This window comes from Cupriavidus sp. C2SS-8b (genome assembly GCF_057073745.1).
On record NZ_CP172717.1, the window covers coordinates 1286128 to 1305759 of the forward strand.

Genomic DNA, 19632 nt, shown 5'->3' on the forward strand with positions numbered 1-19632 from the left:
GTGGAGTCCGGGCGCGCCCCGGGTCGGGAGTTTTTCCCGATGCCCGCGGTACGGAACCTGCTCCCCATCCCCTCAGTTTGTTCAGGTTCAGCCGCTGCCCAACGCAGGCAGCGCGCCCCGATTCCGGAGGAGATGCAAGATGCCAGCCAACCCGTTCCCTGCCCCGTCATCGCAGGCCATCCAGCACGCGCCGGCGCGGCGTGGCAAGCGCTGCTGCCGCGCGGCCACGGCCATCGCCCTGGCCGTGGCCGTGCTGGCGCAGCGGCCCGCTGTTGCGCAATGGGACACTGCTGCTCCAAAGCAGGACAGTGCCGTGCTGCCCGAAGTGCTGGTGGTGGCGGCGGCGCCGCTGCCCGGCATCGGCGTGGACAGCAACCTGGTGCCCTACACCGTTCAGACCGTGCGCGGCGATGACCTGAACGGCACGCGCGCCAGCAACCTGGCCGACTACCTGGGCCGCAACCTGGCCGGCGTCAACACCAACGATATCCAGGGCAGCCCGTTCCAGAGCGATATCACCTATCGCGGCTACCGCGCTTCATCGATCGCGGGCGTGCCGCAGGGGCTGTCGGTCTATCTCGATGGCATCCGCGTCAACGAACCCTTCGGCGATGTGATCAGCTGGGACATGATCCCCGAGGCCGCGCTGGAAAGCGTGTCGCTAATCTCCAGCGCCAACCCGGCCTATGGCCTGAACAGCCTGGGCGGCGCCCTTGCCATGACCACCCGCTCCGGCCTGGACTCGCCCGGCTTCACTGCCGACCTGTCCTACGGCAGCGGCAACCGCAAGCGTGCCGACCTGTCGGGCGGCGTGCGCAGCGCAGGCGGCTGGCATGCCTTTGCCGCCGGCACGCTGTTCCAGGAGCACGGCTGGCGCGACGACTCGTCGGGGAAGCTCGGCAACGTCTTTGCCAAGGCGGGCTATGCGGGCGATACCGACAGCCTCGATGTGTCGCTGCTGCACGGCCGCAGCACGCTGAGCGGCAATGGGCTGGTACCGGCCTACCGTGCCAGCGGCAATGCCACCGAGCCCGACATCTATCAGCTGGACCGCCGCGCGGTGTATACCTATCCGGACCAGACCCGCAACCAGGTCACGCAGGTCGCCGTCAACGGCCGCCACTGGTTCGACGACAAGACCAGCGCCGCCGCCCTGGCCTATGTGCGCAACAGCCGGCGCGATACCACCAGCGGCGACGTCAACCCTGACTACGAGAACTATGCCGAGGCCTGCGAGGACGGCTTCAACGCCGACGGCAGCCCGCGTGGCCAGGGCTGCGGCGTGACCCGGACCGAAGGCGCGTTGTTGCATCCTGCCGTGGTCAACACCAGCCATATGCGGCAGCAAACCATCGGCGTGGCGCTCAGCCTGGCCAGGGAGACGGAACGCCATGTGCTGAACGCCGGCATCAGCCTGGACCGAAGCCGGCTGAGCTATTCGCAGTTCGCCCAGCTGGGCACCTTCACCGACGACCGCGGTGCGGTGGCCGACCCCGACGCGCCCAACAATCTCGTCTCCGGCGTCAGCGGCAACGCGCGCACATTTGGCATGTATCTCTCGGACACCTGGACCCTGACGCCCAGCACCTTCCTGACGGCGTCGGCACGATGGAATCTCGCCACGGTGAGCAATACGCTGCAAAACAGCGACGGCAGCGAACAGGCGCGCGAGAGCTTTACCTACCGCCGTCTCAATCCCGCGCTGGGGCTGGTGCAGAAGCTGGGCGACGGCGTCTCGGTGTTCGGCGGCTACGCGCAGAATAACCGCGTGCCCACAGTCCTGGAACTCGGCTGTGCCGACCCGACGCAGCCGTGCCGCCTGCCTGCCGGGCTGCAGGCGGACCCTTACCTGAAGCAGGTGGTCTCGCACGCCTATGAAGCCGGCGTGCGCTGGCGCCCCGGCAAGGACACCGACGTCACCGCGACGCTCTACCGCATCGACAACCACGACGACATCCTGTTCCTGCGCGCGCCCAACACACAGATGGGCTATTTCGCGAACTTCGACCGCACCCGTAACCAGGGCCTCGACCTCACCGCCCGCCAGCGCGTCGGCGATGTCACCTTGCGTTTTACCTATAGCTACCTGCAGGCGACCTACCAGGCGAGCGGACAGCTTGCGGTCGGCGAACGCACCATCGACGTCCACCCCGGGATGCGCGTCGCCGGCCTGCCGCGCCACACGTTCAAGTTCGGGGCGGACTGGCAAGCCGTGGCGGGGCTGACGCTGGGCGCCGACCTCGTCGCCGTGTCCGACAGCGCAGCCAGCGGCAATGAAGACGGACTGCGCGCCGACCCGCAGCCGGGCCAGGAGCCCAAGGCGGCCAACTGGCACGTGCCCGGCTACGCCACCGTCAACCTGCGCGCGGCGTACCAGGTTAACAAGCGCTTCGAGGTATATGCTCGCATCGCTAATTTGTTTGACCGGCGCTACGAGACCTACGGCCAGGTCGCGAACAATGTGTTTCCCGGCGGCACCCTGGTGCAGCCGCATGTCGCGCCAGGCGACAGTGCGACGGCGTTGTTCGTGGCCCCGGGGGCGCCGCGCAGTGTCTGGCTTGGCATGGTGTACCGCATGTAGAGGCGGACATCGCCTGGTTAGATGGAGCGGATGTGCCACCCCTGCGCGCGATTCCGCTTACAGCAGATCAAACGAAAGACCTTGCGCAAGTGAGCGCGGCTTGGGGTCCTGCCGGTGCTTACACCGGGCCACGCGGTAGCGCTTGCCCGGTACCACCGGATGCGCTGGCCGTGCCGGACCCGGATGCTGACGCAGCGTCATTCGCGCGCTGCACATCTGCCCGAATCGTGGCCAGCTTCACGTACAACGTACTCCTCGAAATACCGAGAGTCCGGGCCGCCATCGAGATATTTCCGTGCGCATTCGCGATCGCATCAAGAATCGCTTGTCGCTCCAGCTCGTCAAGACGGCCGAAGGAGACAGGGATCCGCGTCGAGGTGGATACGGGAAGCGGGTCGCTTGCCGTGCGTGCGATGCCCGGGGGTAGTAGGGAACTATCGATGATGTTGCCTTCACTGAGTGCGAACATGACCTCGAAGACATTCTGCAGCTCACGAATGTTGCCCGGCCAGCAATAGCTCAAGAGCGCCTGCTGAACGGCCGGTTCGAGCTGCTTGGATGAACAGCCATACTTGCGTGCGAGTTTGCTGTTGAGGTGCTCGATGATTGCCTCGATATCGCCAGGCCGATCACGCAGCGGCGGCAGTGTCAGGCTGACCACGCAGAGGCGGTGGTACAGGTCTTCGCGGAAGCGTCCGGCCGCGATCTCCTTTTGCAAATCGCGGTTGGTGGCTGCGACGATGCGCACTGAAACGCGCCGTTCGCGGGTGTCGCCCAGGCGGACCACAACGCCATCCTGCAGCACGCGCAACAGGTGTGGCTGCATGTCAAGCGGCAGTTCGCCGACCTCGTCCAGGAACAGCGTGCCTCCGTCGGCTTGCTCGAACTTCCCGGCAAGACCGCCACGGCGGGCACCAGTAAACGCGCCATCGGTATAGCCAAAGAGTTCGCTGGCCAGCAGCTCACGGGTGAATGCGCCGCAATTGACGGCAATGAACGGACCGTCGGGGCGGCTGCCCGCCCGGTGCAAGGCTCTGGCAAAGAGCTCCTTCCCTGCGCCAGTCTCGCCCAGAAGCAGTACCGGCAGATCAAGAGGGGCGATACGACGCGCGCGCGCCTTGGTCCCCTCCAGTACCTCGCTTGCTCCAATGATTTCACCAAAGGCATCATTTCCTGCCATGGGCGGCCTGGCCTTGACAGTGGCCGTGGGCAGCGATATCGCGGTTCGATTCTGGCGCGTCCCGAGCGGGAGCACCAGCACCGTACCAAGCACACCGTCATGGTCCTTCACCGGGTGCAGCCATTCGGGACGCAGCCATTCCGGGCGTTGGCACGATCGATCGATGTCGGACAGTGCGAGGTTGAGTCCCGGCACCTGACTGCCAACTTCCGAGGGTAGCCGCGCTTCATAGCGCTCCCGCGCCGCGGGCGCATTTCCGTTTGTGCGAACAATGCGTCCGCGGCTGTCGACCAGCACAACGTAGTCGCTGGCGTAACGGATGAAATGGTCGATGGCCCGGGTCAGCAGCCGCTCATGGAGAGCAACGTTGCGGCGGGCCAGTTCGCCTTCGATCTGCCTGGCCGCGGTCACCACGAGACCCAAGGTATGGCCATGGAAGGTTTGCTTGACGCCTGAAACATCCACGACGCCTAACAGGCTTCGATTAAAGGGGTCGAGAATGGGAGCCGCTGCGCAGGTCCAGCGCTTCACGTCCAGGCAGAAATGCTCGTCGGCATGGATCTGGACCGGCGTGGCAGTGGCGATCGCGGTGCCGATGGCATTCGTACCGATGACCTCCTCATTCCAGCAACCACCGGTGGCCAGGTTGATCCCCTCGCCAACGCTGCGGGCCCGGGTCTCGCCATTGAGCTGCAGTACGGTTCCGCCTGGATCACAGAGCATGATGAGCGTGCCGCATTCCCGCAGGATATCGCGCAGACTTTCGAGTGCCGGACGCGCGGCATCGCAGAGTTCCCGGTTCTGCCGCTGCAACTGGCGGACACGGTCGGCCGCAGCCCCGGGCGCGGAGTGCCTGGCAGGGTCAACGGCCTCGGAACGACACCGTTGCCACGACGCCAGGACGACGCTGCGTACACCAGCCGCCTGCACTTCCAGGGGCTGGTCATGCACAAAACGCTCCCATGCGGAAGCCACCACCGGCTCGTCGCCGAGGCGGGGGATCAGGGTGCCGCAACGCGAGAACGGCATGGGACGGTCCCTCTCAATTGACTGGAGTAACCGTATCCGCGTGCCCTCACCAAGTCAATAAATCTCTTTTGAAATCAATTATTTGTGCTTTGCAGCAAAGCAACCGGGAGGTGTCCGGTTTCCGGTCATCACGGCTTCAGGTGTCCGGTTTCCGGACAGCGCTGACCAGCGCCTCGCGACAAGCGCTGTTGTGGTTTCAGGAAACGGATTGCGTCGAATGCGCGCAGGCCCGAGCCGAGCATCCGAATCGGAAAGCGGCGCGCAGCCCGGACACACTTGGTCGGCTGGACCTCACTGAGTTCTTCATGGGCTTCACCCTGTTTCGCGGCCATTCGCGTGAAGCCAGTGCATAGCTTGTGCCAGCGCCCGACTGCGTGGCGGCGCCTTGCTGGAACTGCGGAATGCTGGCTTGCCCAGGGCCAATCGAATCGATAGCTGGCCAGAAGGCGTCCGGTTCCCGGACACCGCTGTGCGGGGCGTCGTGAATCCGGACACTGACGACAGGCCTGCCGCCACCAGCGGCGTGGCCGGACAATGCCGGCAACTCGTTGAATTCAATCGCCTTGCGGGGCTGTTCGCCGCTGCTGGACGGGGCCTGGCACACGCTTTGCCATGGATGAGTCGTGGGGGATCCCACCATGACTACATCAATGACAGGAGGCAGTATGCAATCGCAGTCCACCGTACAGGTGATGGGCATCGATGCTGGTGGCACGATGACCGACACATTCTTCGTGCGCTCCGATGGTCGCTTCGTGGTCGGCAAGGCGCAGAGCAATCCCGGCGACGAATCGCTTGCCATCTACAACTCTTCCGAGGATGCCCTCGCCCACTGGGACCGGACCGTGGACGACGTCTATCCGGAACTGGTGACTTGCGTCTATTCCGGTACGGCCATGCTCAACCGCATCCTCATGCGCAAGGGCCTCGACGTTGGCCTCATCTGCAACCGCGGTTTCGAGCAGATTCATTCGATGGGCCGCGCCCTGCAGAGCTATCTGGGCTATGCACTGGAGGACCGCATTCACCTGAACACTCACCGCTACGACGAGCCTCTTGTGCCCGTCTCACGCACGCGCGGTGTCACCGAACGCACCGACGTACAGGGGAAGCTCGTCATCCCCCTGCGTGAAGACGAGGTGCGCCAGGCTACCCGGGAACTGGTGGAGGCCGGCTCGCAAGCCATCGTCATTTGCCTGCTGCAATCCCATAAGAACGAGTCGAGCGAGCAGCGCGCCCGTGACATCGTGCGCGAGGAGCTGAACAAGCTGAAGTCGGATATTCCGGTCTTTGCCTCGGTGGACTATTACCCGTCGCGCAAGGAAAGCCACAGGATGAATACCACCATCCTCGAGGCTTACGGTGCGGAGCCTTCGCGCCAGACCTTGAAGAAGGTGAGTGACCGGTTCAGGAAGCACGGCGCCAAGTTCGACCTGCGGGTGATGGCTACCCACGGCGGCACCATCAGTTGGAAGGCCAAGGAGCTCGCGCGCACGATCGTCTCCGGCCCGATCGGCGGCGTCATCGGCTCCAAACTGTTGGGTGAGTATCTCGGCGACGAGAACATCGCCTGCTCCGACATCGGCGGCACCAGCTTCGACGTGGCCCTGATCACCAAGGGCAATTTCGCCATCAAGTCCGACCCCGACATGGCTCGCCTGGTCCTGTCCCTGCCCCTCGTGGCGATGGACTCGGTCGGTGCCGGCGCCGGCAGCTTTGTGCGGCTCGACCCCTACAGCAAGTCGATCAAGCTCGGCCCCGACAGCGCTGGCTACCGCGTCGGCACCTGCTGGCCGGAAAGCGGTCTCGACACGGTGTCCGTTTCCGACTGCCACGTCGTGCTCGGCTACCTGAACCCGGACAACTTCCTGGGCGGTGCCATCAAGCTTGACGTGCAGCGCGCCCGCGACCACATCAAGGCGCAGATCGCCGACCCGCTCGGCCTGTCAGTCGAGGATGCCGCCGCCGGCGTCATCGAACTGCTCGATCTCACCCTCTCCGAATACCTGCGCGCCAATATCAGTGCCAAGGGCTACAACCCGGCGGAATTCACCTGCTTCTCCTATGGCGGCGCCGGCCCGGTGCACACCTACGGCTACACCGGTGGCGTCGGCTTCAAGGACGTCGTCGTGCCGGCCTGGGCTGCCGGCTTCTCGGCTTTCGGCTGCGCCTGCGCCGACTTCGAGTACCGCTACGACAAGTCCGTGGACCTTGGTGTTGCCCAACACGCGCCCGATGCGGACAAGGAAACCGCCTGCAAGAGCCTGCAGGAATCCTGGTCGGAACTGGCCGTCAAGGTCATCGACGAATTTGTCCTCAACGGCTACAAGCCCGAGGACGTGCTGCTGATCCCCGGCTACAAGATGCAGTACATGGGCCAGTTGAATGACCTCGAAATCGTCTCGCCGGTGACCAGCGCCGCCACAGCCGCCGACTGGGACCGGATCGTCGAGGCCTTCGAGAACACCTACGGGCGCGTCTACGCGAGCTCCGCCCGCTCGCCGGAACTGGGCTTCTCGATCACAGGCGCCATCCTGCGCGGCACCGTTGTGACCCAGAAGCCGGTGCTGCCGGAAGACCCGGATGCCGGCCCGACGCCGCCCAAGCAGGCCTATCTGGGCACCCGTCCCTTCTACCGCCACAAGAAGTGGGTGGATGCCGCGCTCTGGAAGATGGAAGCGCTCAAGGCCGGCAACCACATCGTGGGTCCCGCCATCATCGAATCCGATGCCACGACCTTTGTTGTGCCCGACGGTTTCGAAACCACGATCGACAAGCACCGCCTGTTCCATCTCAAGGAAGTGAAGTAAGGAGACCCGCCATGAACATGATGAGCAAGAAGGAAGTCGGCTTCGCCGACCTGCTGCAGAACGGCCAGACCCTCAAGCAGCACCGCGACGGCATCATCGCGCGCACCAAGGCCACCGGCCACTACAACGGCCTCAGGAAGCTGGAATTCCGGGACAGCGACCCGATCGGCTACGAGAAGCTGTTCTCCAAGCTGCGCGGCGGCCTGGTGCATGCCCGCGAGACCGCCAAGAAAATCGCCGCCAGCCCGATTGTCGAGCAGGAAGGCGAACTCTGTTTCACCCTCTACAACGCCGCCGGCGACTGCGTCCTGACCTCGACCGGGATCATCATCCACGTCGGCACCATGGGCGCGGCGATCAAGTACATGATCGAGAACAACTGGGAAGCCAACCCCGGCATCAACCCCGGCGACATGTTCACGACCAATGACTGCGCCATCGGCAATGTCCACCCGTGCGACATCGCCACCATCGTCCCGATTTTCTGGGAACGCCAGCTGATCGGCTGGGTCGGCGGCGTCACGCACGTCATTGACACCGGCTCGGTGACGCCGGGCTCGATGTCCACCGGCCAAACCCAACGCTTCGGCGACGGCTACATGATCACCTGCCGCAAGACCGGGGTGAATGACGAGCCGCTGCGCGACTGGCTGCACGAGTCCCAGCGTTCGGTGCGCACGCCCAAGTACTGGATTCTCGACGAGAAGACCCGCATCGCCGGCTGCCATATGATTCGCGACCTGGTCGAGGAAGTGATTCGTGCCGACGGCATCGAGGCCTACGAGAAATTTACCTACGAGGTCATCGAAGAAGGCCGCCGCGGACTGCAGAGCCGTATCAAGGCCATGACCCTGCCGGGCAAGTACCGCAAGGTTTCATTTGTCGACGTGCCCTACAAGCACGAGGACGTGCAGGTCTCCAACGCCTTCGCCAAGCTCGACTCGATCATGCACTCGCCGGTGGAGATGACGATCAGGCCGGACGGCAAGTGGCGCCTCGACTTCGAGGGCGCGAGCCGCTGGGGCTGGCACACCTTCAACGCCCACCAGGTGGCATTTACGTCCGGCATCTGGGTGATGATGTGCCAGACCCTGGTCCCCACACAGCGCATCAATGACGGGGCGTACTTCGCCACCGAGTTCCGCCTGCCAAAAGGTACCTGGTGCAACCCGGATGACCGCCGCACCGGCCACGCCTACGCCTGGCACTTCCTGGTCTCCGGCTGGGCGGCCCTGTGGCGCGGTCTGTCACAGTCGTATTTCAGCCGCGGCTATCTGGAAGAGGTCAACGCCGGTAATGCCAACACCTCCAACTGGCTTCAAGGCGGCGGCATCAACCAGGATGGCGAGATCCACGCGGTCAACAGCTTCGAAGCCAGTTCGTGCGGGACGGGCGCCTGCGCCGTCAAGGATGGCCTCAACCACGCCGCCGCCATCTGGAACCCGGAAGGCGACATGGGTGACATCGAGATCTGGGAGATGGCCGAGCCACTGCTCTACCTTGGACGGAACGTCAAGGCCAACTCCGGCGGGTACGGCAAGTACCGCGGCGGTTGCGGCTTCGAGACGCTGCGCATGGTATGGAACGCCCAGGACTGGACCATGTTCTTCATGGGCAACGGGTTCATGAACAGCGACTGGGGCATGATGGGCGGCTATCCGTCGGCCACCGGCTACCGCTTCGAGGCACACCAGACCGGGCTGGACAAGCGCATCGCCATTGGCGATTCCTTGCCTCTGGGCGGCGACATCGATCCCGGCAACCCGGACTACGAGCGCCACATCGATGCCACCGCCGTGGTCAAGCGTGACAAGCAGTGCATCACGACCGAGGACTGCTACGCCAACCACGACCTGTACCTCAACTACCTGCGCGGCGGCCCGGGCTTTGGGGATCCGATCGACCGCGATCCGAAGGCCATCGAGGCGGACCTCAACCAGAAGTTCCTGCTGCCGGAATATGCGCAAAAGGTCTACGGCGCCGTCTTCACTCAGGACGCCAAGGGCGTGTTCGCGGTAGATGCGGGCAAAACCCAGGCCCGCCGTGCCGAGATCCGCAAGGAACGCCTGGCCCGTTCGCTGCCAACCCGCGAATGGATGAAGGAAGAACGCGATCGCATCCTTAACAAGCATGCGTCCGTCCAGGTGCAACACATGTTCGCCACCAGCTTCGCCCTGTCGGAGAAGTTCACGCGGGAGTTCAAGACATTCTGGAACCTGCCCGCCGAGTGGCAGCTGCGCGAGGAAGAACTGGGGGTGCCGTCCTACGGCGCCAAGCACCGCATGGACCTCTCCCTGCTGCCCGACGTCACCACCGTCGTCCAGGTCGAAGAGTAATCACCGAATCAAGGAGCTGAACAATGTCTGCCTACACCAATGAACAGGTTGCCCACCTCGTCGAAGGCTCTCTGGACTGGGAAACCACCTTCCGCATGCTGTCGATGCCCAAGGATGACAGCCGGTTCGAGCAGTACCTGGCTGCGCTGCAGGCCAAGGTCAAGTTCAAGGACCGCATCGTGCTGCCGCTCGGCCCGCACCTGTACATCGTGCAGTCGGCGAGCACCAGGCAGTGGGTCACCCAGTGCGACTGCGGCCACAGCTTCGGCGACTACCGCGACAACTGGAAGCTGCACGCCGCCATCTACGTACGCGACACCGAGGAGGCGATGACGGAGGTCTATCCCAAGCTGATGGCGCCGGATACCCAGTGGCAGGTCTATCGCGAGTACTACTGCCCGGCGTGCGGCACCATGCACGACGTCGAGGCGCCCACGCCGTGGTATCCGGTGATCCATGACTTCGAGCCGGACATCGACGCCTTCTATTCGGAATGGGTGCATCTGCCGGTCCCGGAGCGCGCTCCGGACTGATCGCCGGGTGAAGAGCGGGGACAGGCACTGCCTGTTCCCCGCAGCGTGAGGAACGGGAAATATGGGCAAGAGCCCGACGAGCAGTGATGGCGCCGGACAGGCGGAACCTCGGCTTGAGCCGGCTGCCAGTCGCGCATCCTAAGTAGATCTCTATCCACATCCCGGCCCCAAAACGCTTTTATCAAGACGGACTTCCAAAATCCCTTGCGGGTTTCCCCTCAGTTGAGTTCTTCCTCCCTCTGCTCTTTAATTCAACATGAATTAATTAATAGCGCTCCCAAGCAGGGAGCCCACCGGGCGGAGACAAGATGAACGCATCCAAGGCAGGCCGTGGCGTAAACTCCGCCAGCCTGCGCCTGTACAACGAGCGCGCCTTGCTGCTGGCCTTGCGCCGCGCTGGTGAGGCATCGAAGGCCGACCTGGCCCGCATGGCGCAGCTCACCAACACGGCAGTCGGCAGCATCGTGCAGACACTGACCGACGAAGGCCTGATCCAGCTTTCCGGGCGGCGCGTCGAAGGCCAGCGCGGACAGCCGGCAAGCCTGATCCGCCTGCAGCCCAAGGGGGCCTTTGGCCTTGGCGTGCGGCTCGACCGCGGCAGCATCGAGGCCGTCATGGTGGATTTTGCAGGGCATATCCTGGCCAGCCGCGCGCACCAGATGGTGTTGCCCCACCCTGACCAGGCGCTGGAACTGGTGCGCCGCGACATCGAGGAAATGCGCGCCCTGCTCTCCCCGGCCGAGCAGAAGCGCCTGCTTGGCATCGGCGTTGCCCAGCCCTACAACCTCGGCGCATGGCTGCGCGAACTCGATGTGCAGGGCGAGGCCTTCCAGGCCACTTTTCGCGCCTGGGACGAGGCGGATTTCCCATCGATGCTGGCGGGAGCAACGCGCCTGCGGGTATTCAGCGAGAACGACGGCACCGCGGCCGCGGTGGCCGAACTTTTTTACGGCCGGCACCACGCCCAGCATTTCCTCTATGTCTTCCTTGGCCCGGCGATCGGCGGCGGCGTGGTGCTCAACGGCGACTGCGTGCGCGGGGTCTCGGGCAATGCCGGCGACATCGCCATGATGCCGGTGCCGCCCAGCACGCTGGCCTCCGCCCCGACAGTGCCGGGCCGGCGGCGGGACATCCTGCTCTCGCGCGCCTCGCTCAACGCGCTGACGCGCCACCTGCGCCACCACGCCGTGACAGTGCACGGGCATGCCGACCTGCAGCGGCAGGTGGAACTGAAGCACCCGGCCGTGGCGGAATGGGTGGATGACTGTGTGGAGGCGATGGCCCCCGCGCTGCAATCCGCGCTGGCCGTGCTGGACGTGCCGCTGGTGATTTTCGATGCCGATATCGACGGCGGCCTCGTCCCCACGCTGATCGAGCGCCTGCAGCAGGCGCTGGACGACAGCGCTCCGGAGGCACGCCCCGCCGCGCGCATCGTGCGCGGCTGCTTTGGCGCCAATGCCGGCGCGGTCGGGGCTGCGTCCCTGCCGATGTTCATGAACTTCTCGCCGCGCGCGGAACTGCTCAAGGGCGCGTCCGCCATCGTTCCGGAGGCCAGCTATGCAACGGTCTGACCCGATCCCCGCCGCACGGCACGCCCCGGTGGCGCCGCTGCTGGAGATGCGCAACATCTCCAAGACCTTCCCTGGCGTCAAGGCGCTCAGCAACGTCCAGCTCACGATCTATCCCGGTGAGGTCCACGCGCTGATGGGCGAGAACGGCGCCGGCAAGTCGACGCTGATGAAGATCCTCGCGGGCGCCTATATCGCCGACGACGGTGCCGAGTGCCGCATCGAAAGCCATCCGGTTGTCATCGACGGCCCGCTCGCCGCGCGCGCCCACGGCGTTGCCGTGATCTACCAGGAACTGAGCCTGGCGCCCAACCTGAGCGTGGCCGAGAACATCTACCTCGGACGCCACCTGCGCCGCCACGGCATGGTGGACCGCGCCGCGATGGTGCGGGCCTGCGAGGCCACGCTGGCCCGGCTCGGCGCCGACTTTACGCCGCAGACCCTGGTCGAGCGCCTGTCGATCGCCCAGCGCCAGCTGGTTGAAATCGCCCGCGCCGTGCATTTCGAGACCCGCATCCTGGTGATGGACGAACCCACCACGCCGTTGTCCACCCGCGAGACCGACCGCCTGTTCGCGCTGATCCGCCAGTTGCGCGCCGACGGCATGGCCATCATCTACATCAGCCACCGCATGGCGGAGATCGACGAACTGGCGGACCGCGTCACCGTGCTGCGCGACGGCTGCTACGTCGGCACACTGGAAAAGGCCCAGCTGACCCAGGCGGCGCTGGTCAAGATGATGGTCGGCCGCGACCTGTCGGGCTTCTACACCAAGACGCATGGCCAGACGCAAGCGGGCGACATTGTGCTGTCGGTGCGCAATATGTCCGACGGGCGGCGCGTGCGCGATTGCAGCTTCGACCTGCGTGCCGGAGAGGTCCTTGGCCTGGCCGGGCTGGTCGGGGCGGGCCGCACGGAACTTGCGCGGCTGGTCTTCGGTGCCGATACGCCCACCAGCGGCGCGGTATACCTGGCCGGCTCGCCACTGGCCATCCATCATCCGCGCCAGGCCATTGACGCCGGCATTGCCTACCTGACGGAAGACCGGAAGCTGCAGGGCCTGTTCCTTGACCAGAGCGTGCACGAGAACATCAACCTGATCGTCGCCGCACGCGATGCACTGCGCGGCGGCCGGCTCAACCGTGCCAGCGCGCGCCGGCGCACGGCCGACGCCGTCAGCTCGCTGGGCATCCGCGTGGCGCATCCGCGCGTCAATGTCGGCTCGCTGTCGGGCGGCAACCAGCAGAAGGTGATGCTGTCGCGCCTGCTGGAGACGAAGCCGCGCGTACTGATCCTGGACGAGCCAACCCGTGGCGTGGACATCGGCGCCAAGGCGGAGATCTACCGCCTCATCGACGCGCTGGCCCGCTCCGGCGTGGCCGTCCTGCTGATCTCCAGCGAACTCCCGGAAGTGGTAGGCCTGTGCGACCGCGTGCTGGTGATGCGCGAAAGCCGGCTGGTTGGCGAGGTACACGCCTGCCCGGATGCCGCCGCCACGCAGGAACGCATCATCGCCCTGGCCACCGGCGCTGGCGAACCGGCCCCTGCCACCGTGCTGCACTGAACCGACCATCCCACCGAGACCGCGCAGACGGTCGGCGGCAAGTACCGCCACACAGATTCAGGAGACACCATGCGCAATTCAATCCATCCCACGGCACACGCCGTAGCTTCACACGGCGCGGCGCACACGCCTGACGGCCGCCGCGGCGCCACCACCCAGGAGCGCCTGCGGGCACTGGGTATGCTGCCCGTGCTGGTACTGCTGTGCGCCGGTTTCACGCTGCTGACCGACAACTTCGCCAGCCTGCAGAACCTGTCGATCATCGCGCAGCAGGCGTCGATCAACCTGGTGCTGGCGGCCGGCATGACCTTCGTCATCCTGACCGGAGGGATCGACCTGTCGGTCGGCTCCATCCTCTCGATCTCGGCCGTGGCGGCGATGCTGACTTCGCTGACGCCCGAACTGTCCGCGCTCAGCGTGCCCGCCGCCCTGCTGTGCGGCCTGCTGTTCGGGCTGGTGAATGGCGCGCTGATCGCCTTCATGAAGCTGCCGCCCTTCATCGTCACGCTGGGCAGCCTGACCGCGGTGCGCGGGCTGGCGCGGCTGGCCGGACATGACAGCACCGTCTACAACCCCGACATCGGCTTTGCCTTCATCGGCAACGGCGACGTGCTGGGCGTGCCGTGGCTGGTGATCATCGCCTGTGCCGTGATCGCGGTGTCCTGGGTCGTGCTGCGCCGGACCGTGCTGGGGCTGCAGATCTACGCCGTGGGCGGCAACGCCGAGGCCGCGCGGTTGTCGGGCATCAAGGTGTGGGGCGTACTGCTGTTCGTCTATGCCGTATCCGGCCTGCTGGCAGGGCTTGGCGGCGTGATGTCTGCCTCGCGCCTGTACGCGGCCAATGGCCTGCAGCTCGGGCAATCCTATGAGCTGGACGCGATCGCCGCGGTGATCCTGGGCGGCACCAGCTTTGTCGGCGGCGTCGGCTCCATCGGCGGCACCCTGATCGGCGCGCTGATTATCGCGGCACTCTCCAACGGCCTGGTGCTGCTGGGCGTGTCGGACATCTGGCAGTACATCATCAAGGGCCTGGTCATCATCGGCGCGGTCGCGCTGGACCGCTATCGCCAGAAGGGCTCGGCCCGCACCTGAGCACACGCAGGAGACAGAAGTGATCAAGCAATTCCTGATGGCAGTCGCGCTCGGCGCATGTTGCATTGCCGGTGCGACGGCACAAGCCCCGGCTGCCGAGACCTCCACGGCCGCTGCGCCGCGGCAGTTGAAGAAGGTGGGCGTCACGCTTGGCTCCCTCGGCAATCCATACTTCGTGGCGCTGGCCCACGGCGCCGAAGCCGCCGCGAAGCAGGTCAACCCGCAGGCCAAGGTCACCGTGCTGTCGGCCGACTATGACCTGAACAAGCAGTTCTCGCATATCGACAGCTTTATCGTCGCCGGCGTGGATCTGATCCTGATCAACGCCGCCGACGCGCGCGCCATCGAACCGGCCGTGCGCAAAGCGAAGAAGGCGGGCATCGTGGTGGTGGCGGTGGACGTGGCCGCAGCCGGTGCGGACGCCACCGTGCAGACCGACAACCTCCAGGCCGGCGAGCTGGCCTGCGGTTTCCTTGCCGAACGACTCAACGGCCACGGCAACCTCATCATCCAGAACGGGCCGCCGGTGTCGGCCGTGCTGGACCGCGTCAGGGGCTGCAAGACGGTGCTGGCGAAACACCCGGACATCCGCATCCTGTCCGACGACCAGGACGCCAAGGGATCGCGCGAAGGCGGGCTCAACGTGATGCAGCTCTACCTGACGCGCTTTCCCAAGGTGGATGCAGTGTTCACCATCAATGACCCGCAGGCTGTCGGCGCCGACCTGGCCGCCCGCCAGCTCAACCGGCGCGGCATCCTGATCGCATCGGTCGACGGCGCGCCCGACATCGAGGCGGCGCTGAAGGCCGACACGCTGGTGCAGGCCTCGGCCAGCCAGGACCCGTGGGCCATTGCCCGCACCGCGGTGCAGCTCGGCGTCGGCATGATGAACGGCCAGCGGCCCGCCAGGCCGGTGGTGCTGCTGCCCTCCACCCTGGTCACGCGCGCCAATGTCCGCGACTACAAGGGCTGGGCGGCGCCGAGATAGCGCCCCGGCCAAACTCGACCCCCTTTCAGACCTTCCAGGCGACATGATGGATAGCACCAAAACCGGCGCGCAGGCCCCGGATTTCGATTTCGTACTGTTCGGCGCCACCGGCGACCTGGCCCGCCGCAAGCTCCTGCCCGCGCTGTTCGACGCGCATGCTGCAGGCGCGCTGCATCCGCAAGGCCGCATTCTCGCGCTGGGCAGCCAGCCGCTGGCCCACGAGGCCTACCTTGCCATGCTCAACGACGAGGTACTGCCCGCGTTGGCGGGCAACGCCGTGGCCTCGTCGTGGCCGGCCTTCCTGGAACGCATCGTTTACCTGCAGGTCGACGCCAACACCGAGCCGGGCTTCGATGCACTGGCCGAGCTGGTGAATGCCCGTGCCGCACAAGTGGTGGTGTGCTACCTGGCCACCGCGCCACACCTCTTTGTCAGGATCTGCGAGCAGCTGGAGCGCGTCGGGCTCACCGGCCATCGCAGCCGCATCGTGCTCGAGAAACCGCTGGGCCATGACCTCGAGTCGTCCGAGGCGATCAATTCGGCAGTGGCCAAGTTCTTTGCGGAGGACCAGATCTATCGCATCGACCACTACCTGGGCAAGGAATCCGTGCAGAACCTGATGGCGGTGCGCTTCGGCAATGTCCTGTTCGAGCCGCTATGGCGGCGCGAATGGGTCAAGGAAGTGCAGATCACCATCGCCGAGGAGCTGGGCGTGGAGCGGCGCGGCAATTTCTACGACGGCATCGGCGCGATGCGTGACATGGTGCAGAACCACCTGCTCCAGTTGCTGTGCATGGTGGCCATGGAGCCGCCTGCCAGCCTGTCCGAAGACGCGATCCGCGACGAGAAGCTGAAGATCCTCAAGGCGCTCAGGCCGATCCGGCCCGAGGACGTGGCCGAGAAGGTCGTGTGTGGCCAGTACTGCCGCGGTGCTGCCGGGGGCAACCCGGTGCCGGGCTATGTCAGCGAGCCGGGTATCCCGCCCGAGAGCCGGACCGAGACCTTCGTCGCCATCAAGGCGGAGATCGCCAACTGGCGCTGGGCCGGCGTGCCCTTCTACCTGCGCACGGGCAAGCGCATGCAGTCGCGCGTGGCGGAGATCGTCATCCATTTCCACGATGTGCCCTGCGCCCTGTTCGCGCGCCCGCTGGGCACGCCGGCGGGGAACCGGCTGGTCATCACGCTGCAGCCGGAAGAGAGCATCCGGCTCTATTTCCTGGCCAAGCAGCCCGGTGACACGCAAGCGCTGGTGCCGGCTTCGCTGGACCTGCAACGCCCGGGGGCGGGTCCACGCGTACGCCGCATGGGCGCGTACGAGCGCCTGCTGCTGGATGTCATCCGCGGCAGGCTGGGCTTGTTCGTGCGCAGGGATGAACAGGCCCAGGCCTGGCGCTGGGTCGCTCCCATTCTCCGGACATGGGAGAACACCAACGCGCCTCCCAAGCTGTACACCGCCGGCACCTGGGGACCGGCGTCATCCAGCGCCCTGCTGTCGCGCGACGGCATGGCCTGGCATGAAGAGATGTAGTCCGAATTCCCGTTCATCGCCTATCCCGATTCCCGCATGGAGCAGCTCCCGATGTCGACGTCCCTCCCCGCCTGGCAGGCCCTGCGTGAACATGCGGCCAGCATTCGTCATGCCCATATGCGCGACTGGTTTGCGGGCCCGCACGGCCAGGCCCGGTCCGAACGCATGGCGGCTGAGGCCTGCGGCCTGACCCTTGACTACGCCAAGAACCGCGTCACCGAGGAGACCCTGGCCCTGCTGTTCGCGCTGGCCCGCGAGGCCCGCGCGTGCGAGCGTCGCGATGCCATGTTTGCCGGCGAGCCGGTCAACACCACCGAGCGCCGCGCCGCCCTCCACATGGCGCTGCGTGCCCGCCCCGGCGATGGCTTCCGGGCACTCGGCGTGCCGGTAGAACCCGATGTGTCGGCGGTCCTCGCGCAGATGGAACGCTTCGCGCAGCAAGTGCGCAGCGGCGCATGGACAGGCTTTGACGGCCGCGCCATCACCGATGTGGTCAACATCGGCATCGGCGGTTCCGACCTTGGGCCACGCATGGTGTGCCGCGCCCTGGTGCAGGATGAGGAAGCCGCGCCGCGCATGCATTTCGTCGCCAACGTGGACGGCTGCGAGCTGGCCCGCAAGCTGGCACGCCTGGCGCCGGCCACCACGCTGGTGATCGTCTGTTCCAAGACTTTCACTACGCTGGAAACCATGGCCAATGCGTGCACCGCGCGCGACTGGTTCCTGCGCCACGGGGCCACGCAGGCGGACCTGGCTCGCCACTTCGTGGCCGTGTCGACCAACCGCGACGCCGTGGCGGCGTTCGGCATCGACCCGGTCAACATGTTCCCGTTCTGGGACTGGGTCGGCGGGCGCTTCTCACTGTGGTCGGCCGTCGGGCTGTCGATTGCCGTGGCGATCGGCTTTGACCGGTTCCGTCTGCTGCTGGACGGCGCAAGGGCCATGGACCGGCATTTCGCCAGTGCGCCGCCCGAACAGAACCTGCCGATGATTCTCGGTTTGCTCGATGTCTGGTACCGCAGCTTCCTGGGCGCAGGCAGCCGCTGCGTAGCGCCCTATTGCGAGCCGATGGAACTGCTCCCGGCCTTCCTGCAGCAACTGGAGATGGAGAGCAACGGCAAGTCGGTGCAGCACGACGGCGCGGCGCTGCAGGCCGGCTCCGCCGCAGTGGTATGGGGCACCACCGGTACCAACGGCCAGCATGCCTATTTCCAGATGGTGCACCAGGGCTCGCAACTGATACCGGTGGACTTCATCGCCTGCCTGCAGCCGCACAGTGACCTGCCCGGCCACCATACCAAGCTGCTGGCCAACTGCTTTGCGCAGGGTGAAGCCCTGTTGCGCGGTCGCACCGCCGACGAGGTACGCGCCGAAGGGCAGCTTGACGAGAGCCTGGTGCCGCATCTTGTGTTCGAAGGGAACCGTCCCAGCAACACGCTGCTGCTGCAGCAACTCGATGCCTTCCATCTGGGGGCCTTGCTCGCCCTGTGCGAGCACCGCACGTTCGTGCAGGGCACACTCTGGAACATCAACTCCTTCGATCAATGGGGCGTGGAACTCGGCAAGAAACTGGCCGGCCCTATCGAACGCGAACTGGAAGGCGCGCCGCCCCTGCCGCATGACGCCTCGACCGCCGCGCTGATCCGCCGCGTGCGAAGCCAGAACCACACCGCCACACCGCATCACGCCATGACAGGGACGTGCAGGGGGAGCCATGCGCCTGATTGAACCCCATGATGCCGCCGCCCACGTCGAAGCCATGGCGCAAGCCGTGGCCGGCGAACTGCAGCGTACCTTGTCCGAAAAGGGCCAGGCTTGCCTGGCGGTCTCCGGCGGTCGTTCGCCGCTCCCGCTGTTCGAGGCCCTACAGCAGCGCGCCCTGCCCTGGGACCGAGTCAGCGTGATGCTGGTCGACGAGCGCCTGGTGCCCCTCGGCCACGCCGACAGCAACGCGCGCCTGGTGTGCAACCGGCTGCTGCGCCAGGCCGCGTCGCGCGCATCGTTCCAGCCGCCGGTCCCACCGTTCTGCACGGAAATTGACCAGATCGACGCCGCGGCGGTCGTGGCCGCCCTGAACCGCAGCTATCGTCAACCCGACCTCGTCATCCTTGGCATGGGCGAAGACGGCCATACTGCGTCGCTGTTCCCCGATGCGCCGGAACTGCCCGAGGGCCTGTCCCCGAACGGGCCGCCGGGCTACCTGGCGCTGAGCCCGCGCGCCGCACCGCATCGTCGCGTCAGCCTGAACCTGAGTGCCCTGCTGCGCGCGAGCCGGGTCTTGGTGGGCATTCGCGGACCCCGGAAGAAGCAGGCGTTCGATGCCGCCACGCTGGAGCCCACGCCGATGTTGCCGGTCAGCTACCTGCTGCATCAGCAAAGCACTCCCGTGGACGTCTACTGGACGCAATAGTCCAGCCGCGAGC

At 65.9% G+C, this 19632-nt stretch carries 13 protein-coding genes; 12 read left to right on the top strand and 1 reads right to left on the bottom strand.

Annotated elements, in window-relative coordinates; translation table 11 throughout:
• The first annotated feature begins 139 nt into the window (after nucleotides 1-139).
• Entirely contained in the window at nucleotides 140-2581 is a 2442-nt protein-coding gene (locus ACIGJB_RS22860; RefSeq protein ID WP_483734555.1) for a TonB-dependent receptor, read from the top strand.
• A gap of 118 nt (nucleotides 2582-2699) precedes the next feature.
• On the opposite strand, the gene ACIGJB_RS22865 is transcribed toward ACIGJB_RS22860, so the two are convergent.
• The gene (locus ACIGJB_RS22865; protein WP_483734556.1) at nucleotides 2700-4790 is read right to left on the bottom strand and encodes a sigma-54-dependent Fis family transcriptional regulator; all 2091 of its coding nucleotides are present in this window, start codon (nucleotides 4788-4790) and stop codon (nucleotides 2700-2702) included.
• Nucleotides 4791-4858: 68 nt separating this feature from the next.
• Between ACIGJB_RS22865 and ACIGJB_RS22870 the strand changes: the two genes are divergently transcribed.
• From ACIGJB_RS22870 to pgl, 11 genes are all read left to right on the top strand, one after another.
• The gene (locus ACIGJB_RS22870; protein WP_483734557.1) at nucleotides 4859-5143 is read left to right on the top strand and encodes a hypothetical protein; all 285 of its coding nucleotides are present in this window, start codon (nucleotides 4859-4861) and stop codon (nucleotides 5141-5143) included.
• Nucleotides 5144-5455: 312 nt separating this feature from the next.
• A complete protein-coding gene (locus ACIGJB_RS22875; protein WP_483734558.1) occupies nucleotides 5456-7600 on the top strand; it encodes a hydantoinase/oxoprolinase family protein in 2145 nt (714 codons plus the stop codon).
• Between the two features lie 11 nt (nucleotides 7601-7611).
• Nucleotides 7612-9936, top strand: coding sequence for a hydantoinase B/oxoprolinase family protein (locus tag ACIGJB_RS22880; RefSeq protein ID WP_483734559.1), 2325 nt, complete (start codon nucleotides 7612-7614; stop codon nucleotides 9934-9936).
• 23 nt (nucleotides 9937-9959) lie between these two features.
• A complete protein-coding gene (locus ACIGJB_RS22885) occupies nucleotides 9960-10469 on the top strand; it encodes an acetone carboxylase subunit gamma (RefSeq protein ID WP_483734560.1) in 510 nt (169 codons plus the stop codon).
• Between the two features lie 308 nt (nucleotides 10470-10777).
• On the top strand, nucleotides 10778-12040 hold the full coding sequence (locus ACIGJB_RS22890; RefSeq protein WP_483734561.1) for an ROK family protein: 1263 nt from the start codon (nucleotides 10778-10780) through the stop codon (nucleotides 12038-12040).
• The gene (locus ACIGJB_RS22895; protein ID WP_483734562.1) at nucleotides 12027-13601 is read left to right on the top strand and encodes a sugar ABC transporter ATP-binding protein; all 1575 of its coding nucleotides are present in this window, start codon (nucleotides 12027-12029) and stop codon (nucleotides 13599-13601) included. Before ACIGJB_RS22890 ends, ACIGJB_RS22895 begins: the two co-directional genes overlap by 14 nt.
• Before the next feature lie 69 nt (nucleotides 13602-13670).
• The gene (locus ACIGJB_RS22900) at nucleotides 13671-14693 is read left to right on the top strand and encodes an ABC transporter permease subunit (protein WP_483734563.1); all 1023 of its coding nucleotides are present in this window, start codon (nucleotides 13671-13673) and stop codon (nucleotides 14691-14693) included.
• Nucleotides 14694-14730: 37 nt separating this feature from the next.
• A complete protein-coding gene (locus tag ACIGJB_RS22905; RefSeq protein ID WP_483734764.1) occupies nucleotides 14731-15681 on the top strand; it encodes an ABC transporter substrate-binding protein in 951 nt (316 codons plus the stop codon).
• Nucleotides 15682-15727: 46 nt separating this feature from the next.
• Nucleotides 15728-17209, top strand: a complete 1482-nt coding sequence (gene zwf / locus ACIGJB_RS22910) for a glucose-6-phosphate dehydrogenase (protein WP_483734765.1) — start codon at nucleotides 15728-15730, stop codon at nucleotides 17207-17209.
• Between the two features lie 51 nt (nucleotides 17210-17260).
• The gene (gene pgi / locus ACIGJB_RS22915; protein ID WP_483734564.1) at nucleotides 17261-18937 is read left to right on the top strand and encodes a glucose-6-phosphate isomerase; all 1677 of its coding nucleotides are present in this window, start codon (nucleotides 17261-17263) and stop codon (nucleotides 18935-18937) included.
• Nucleotides 18924-19619, top strand: coding sequence for a 6-phosphogluconolactonase (gene pgl / locus ACIGJB_RS22920; protein ID WP_483734565.1), 696 nt, complete (start codon nucleotides 18924-18926; stop codon nucleotides 19617-19619). Before pgi ends, pgl begins: the two co-directional genes overlap by 14 nt.
• Nucleotides 19620-19632: the final 13 nt, after the last annotated feature.

Excerpts from the sequence above, each read along its gene's own strand:
- ACIGJB_RS22900 (WP_483734563.1), top strand. The coding sequence starts at position 13,671 with ATGCGCAATTCAATCCATCCCACGGCACACGCCGTAGCTTCACACGGC.
- ACIGJB_RS22875 (WP_483734558.1), top strand. The coding sequence starts at position 5,456 with ATGCAATCGCAGTCCACCGTACAGGTGATGGGCATCGATGCTGGTGGC.
- ACIGJB_RS22890 (WP_483734561.1), top strand. The coding sequence starts at position 10,778 with ATGAACGCATCCAAGGCAGGCCGTGGCGTAAACTCCGCCAGCCTGCGC.
- pgl (WP_483734565.1), top strand. The coding sequence starts at position 18,924 with ATGCGCCTGATTGAACCCCATGATGCCGCCGCCCACGTCGAAGCCATG.
- ACIGJB_RS22865 (WP_483734556.1), bottom strand. The coding sequence starts at position 4,790 with ATGCCGTTCTCGCGTTGCGGCACCCTGATCCCCCGCCTCGGCGACGAG.
- zwf (WP_483734765.1), top strand. The coding sequence starts at position 15,728 with ATGGATAGCACCAAAACCGGCGCGCAGGCCCCGGATTTCGATTTCGTA.
- ACIGJB_RS22905 (WP_483734764.1), top strand. The coding sequence starts at position 14,731 with ATGGCAGTCGCGCTCGGCGCATGTTGCATTGCCGGTGCGACGGCACAA.
- pgi (WP_483734564.1), top strand. The coding sequence starts at position 17,261 with ATGTCGACGTCCCTCCCCGCCTGGCAGGCCCTGCGTGAACATGCGGCC.
- ACIGJB_RS22880 (WP_483734559.1), top strand. The coding sequence starts at position 7,612 with ATGAACATGATGAGCAAGAAGGAAGTCGGCTTCGCCGACCTGCTGCAG.
- ACIGJB_RS22895 (WP_483734562.1), top strand. The coding sequence starts at position 12,027 with ATGCAACGGTCTGACCCGATCCCCGCCGCACGGCACGCCCCGGTGGCG.
- ACIGJB_RS22860 (WP_483734555.1), top strand. The coding sequence starts at position 140 with ATGCCAGCCAACCCGTTCCCTGCCCCGTCATCGCAGGCCATCCAGCAC.
- ACIGJB_RS22885 (WP_483734560.1), top strand. The coding sequence starts at position 9,960 with ATGTCTGCCTACACCAATGAACAGGTTGCCCACCTCGTCGAAGGCTCT.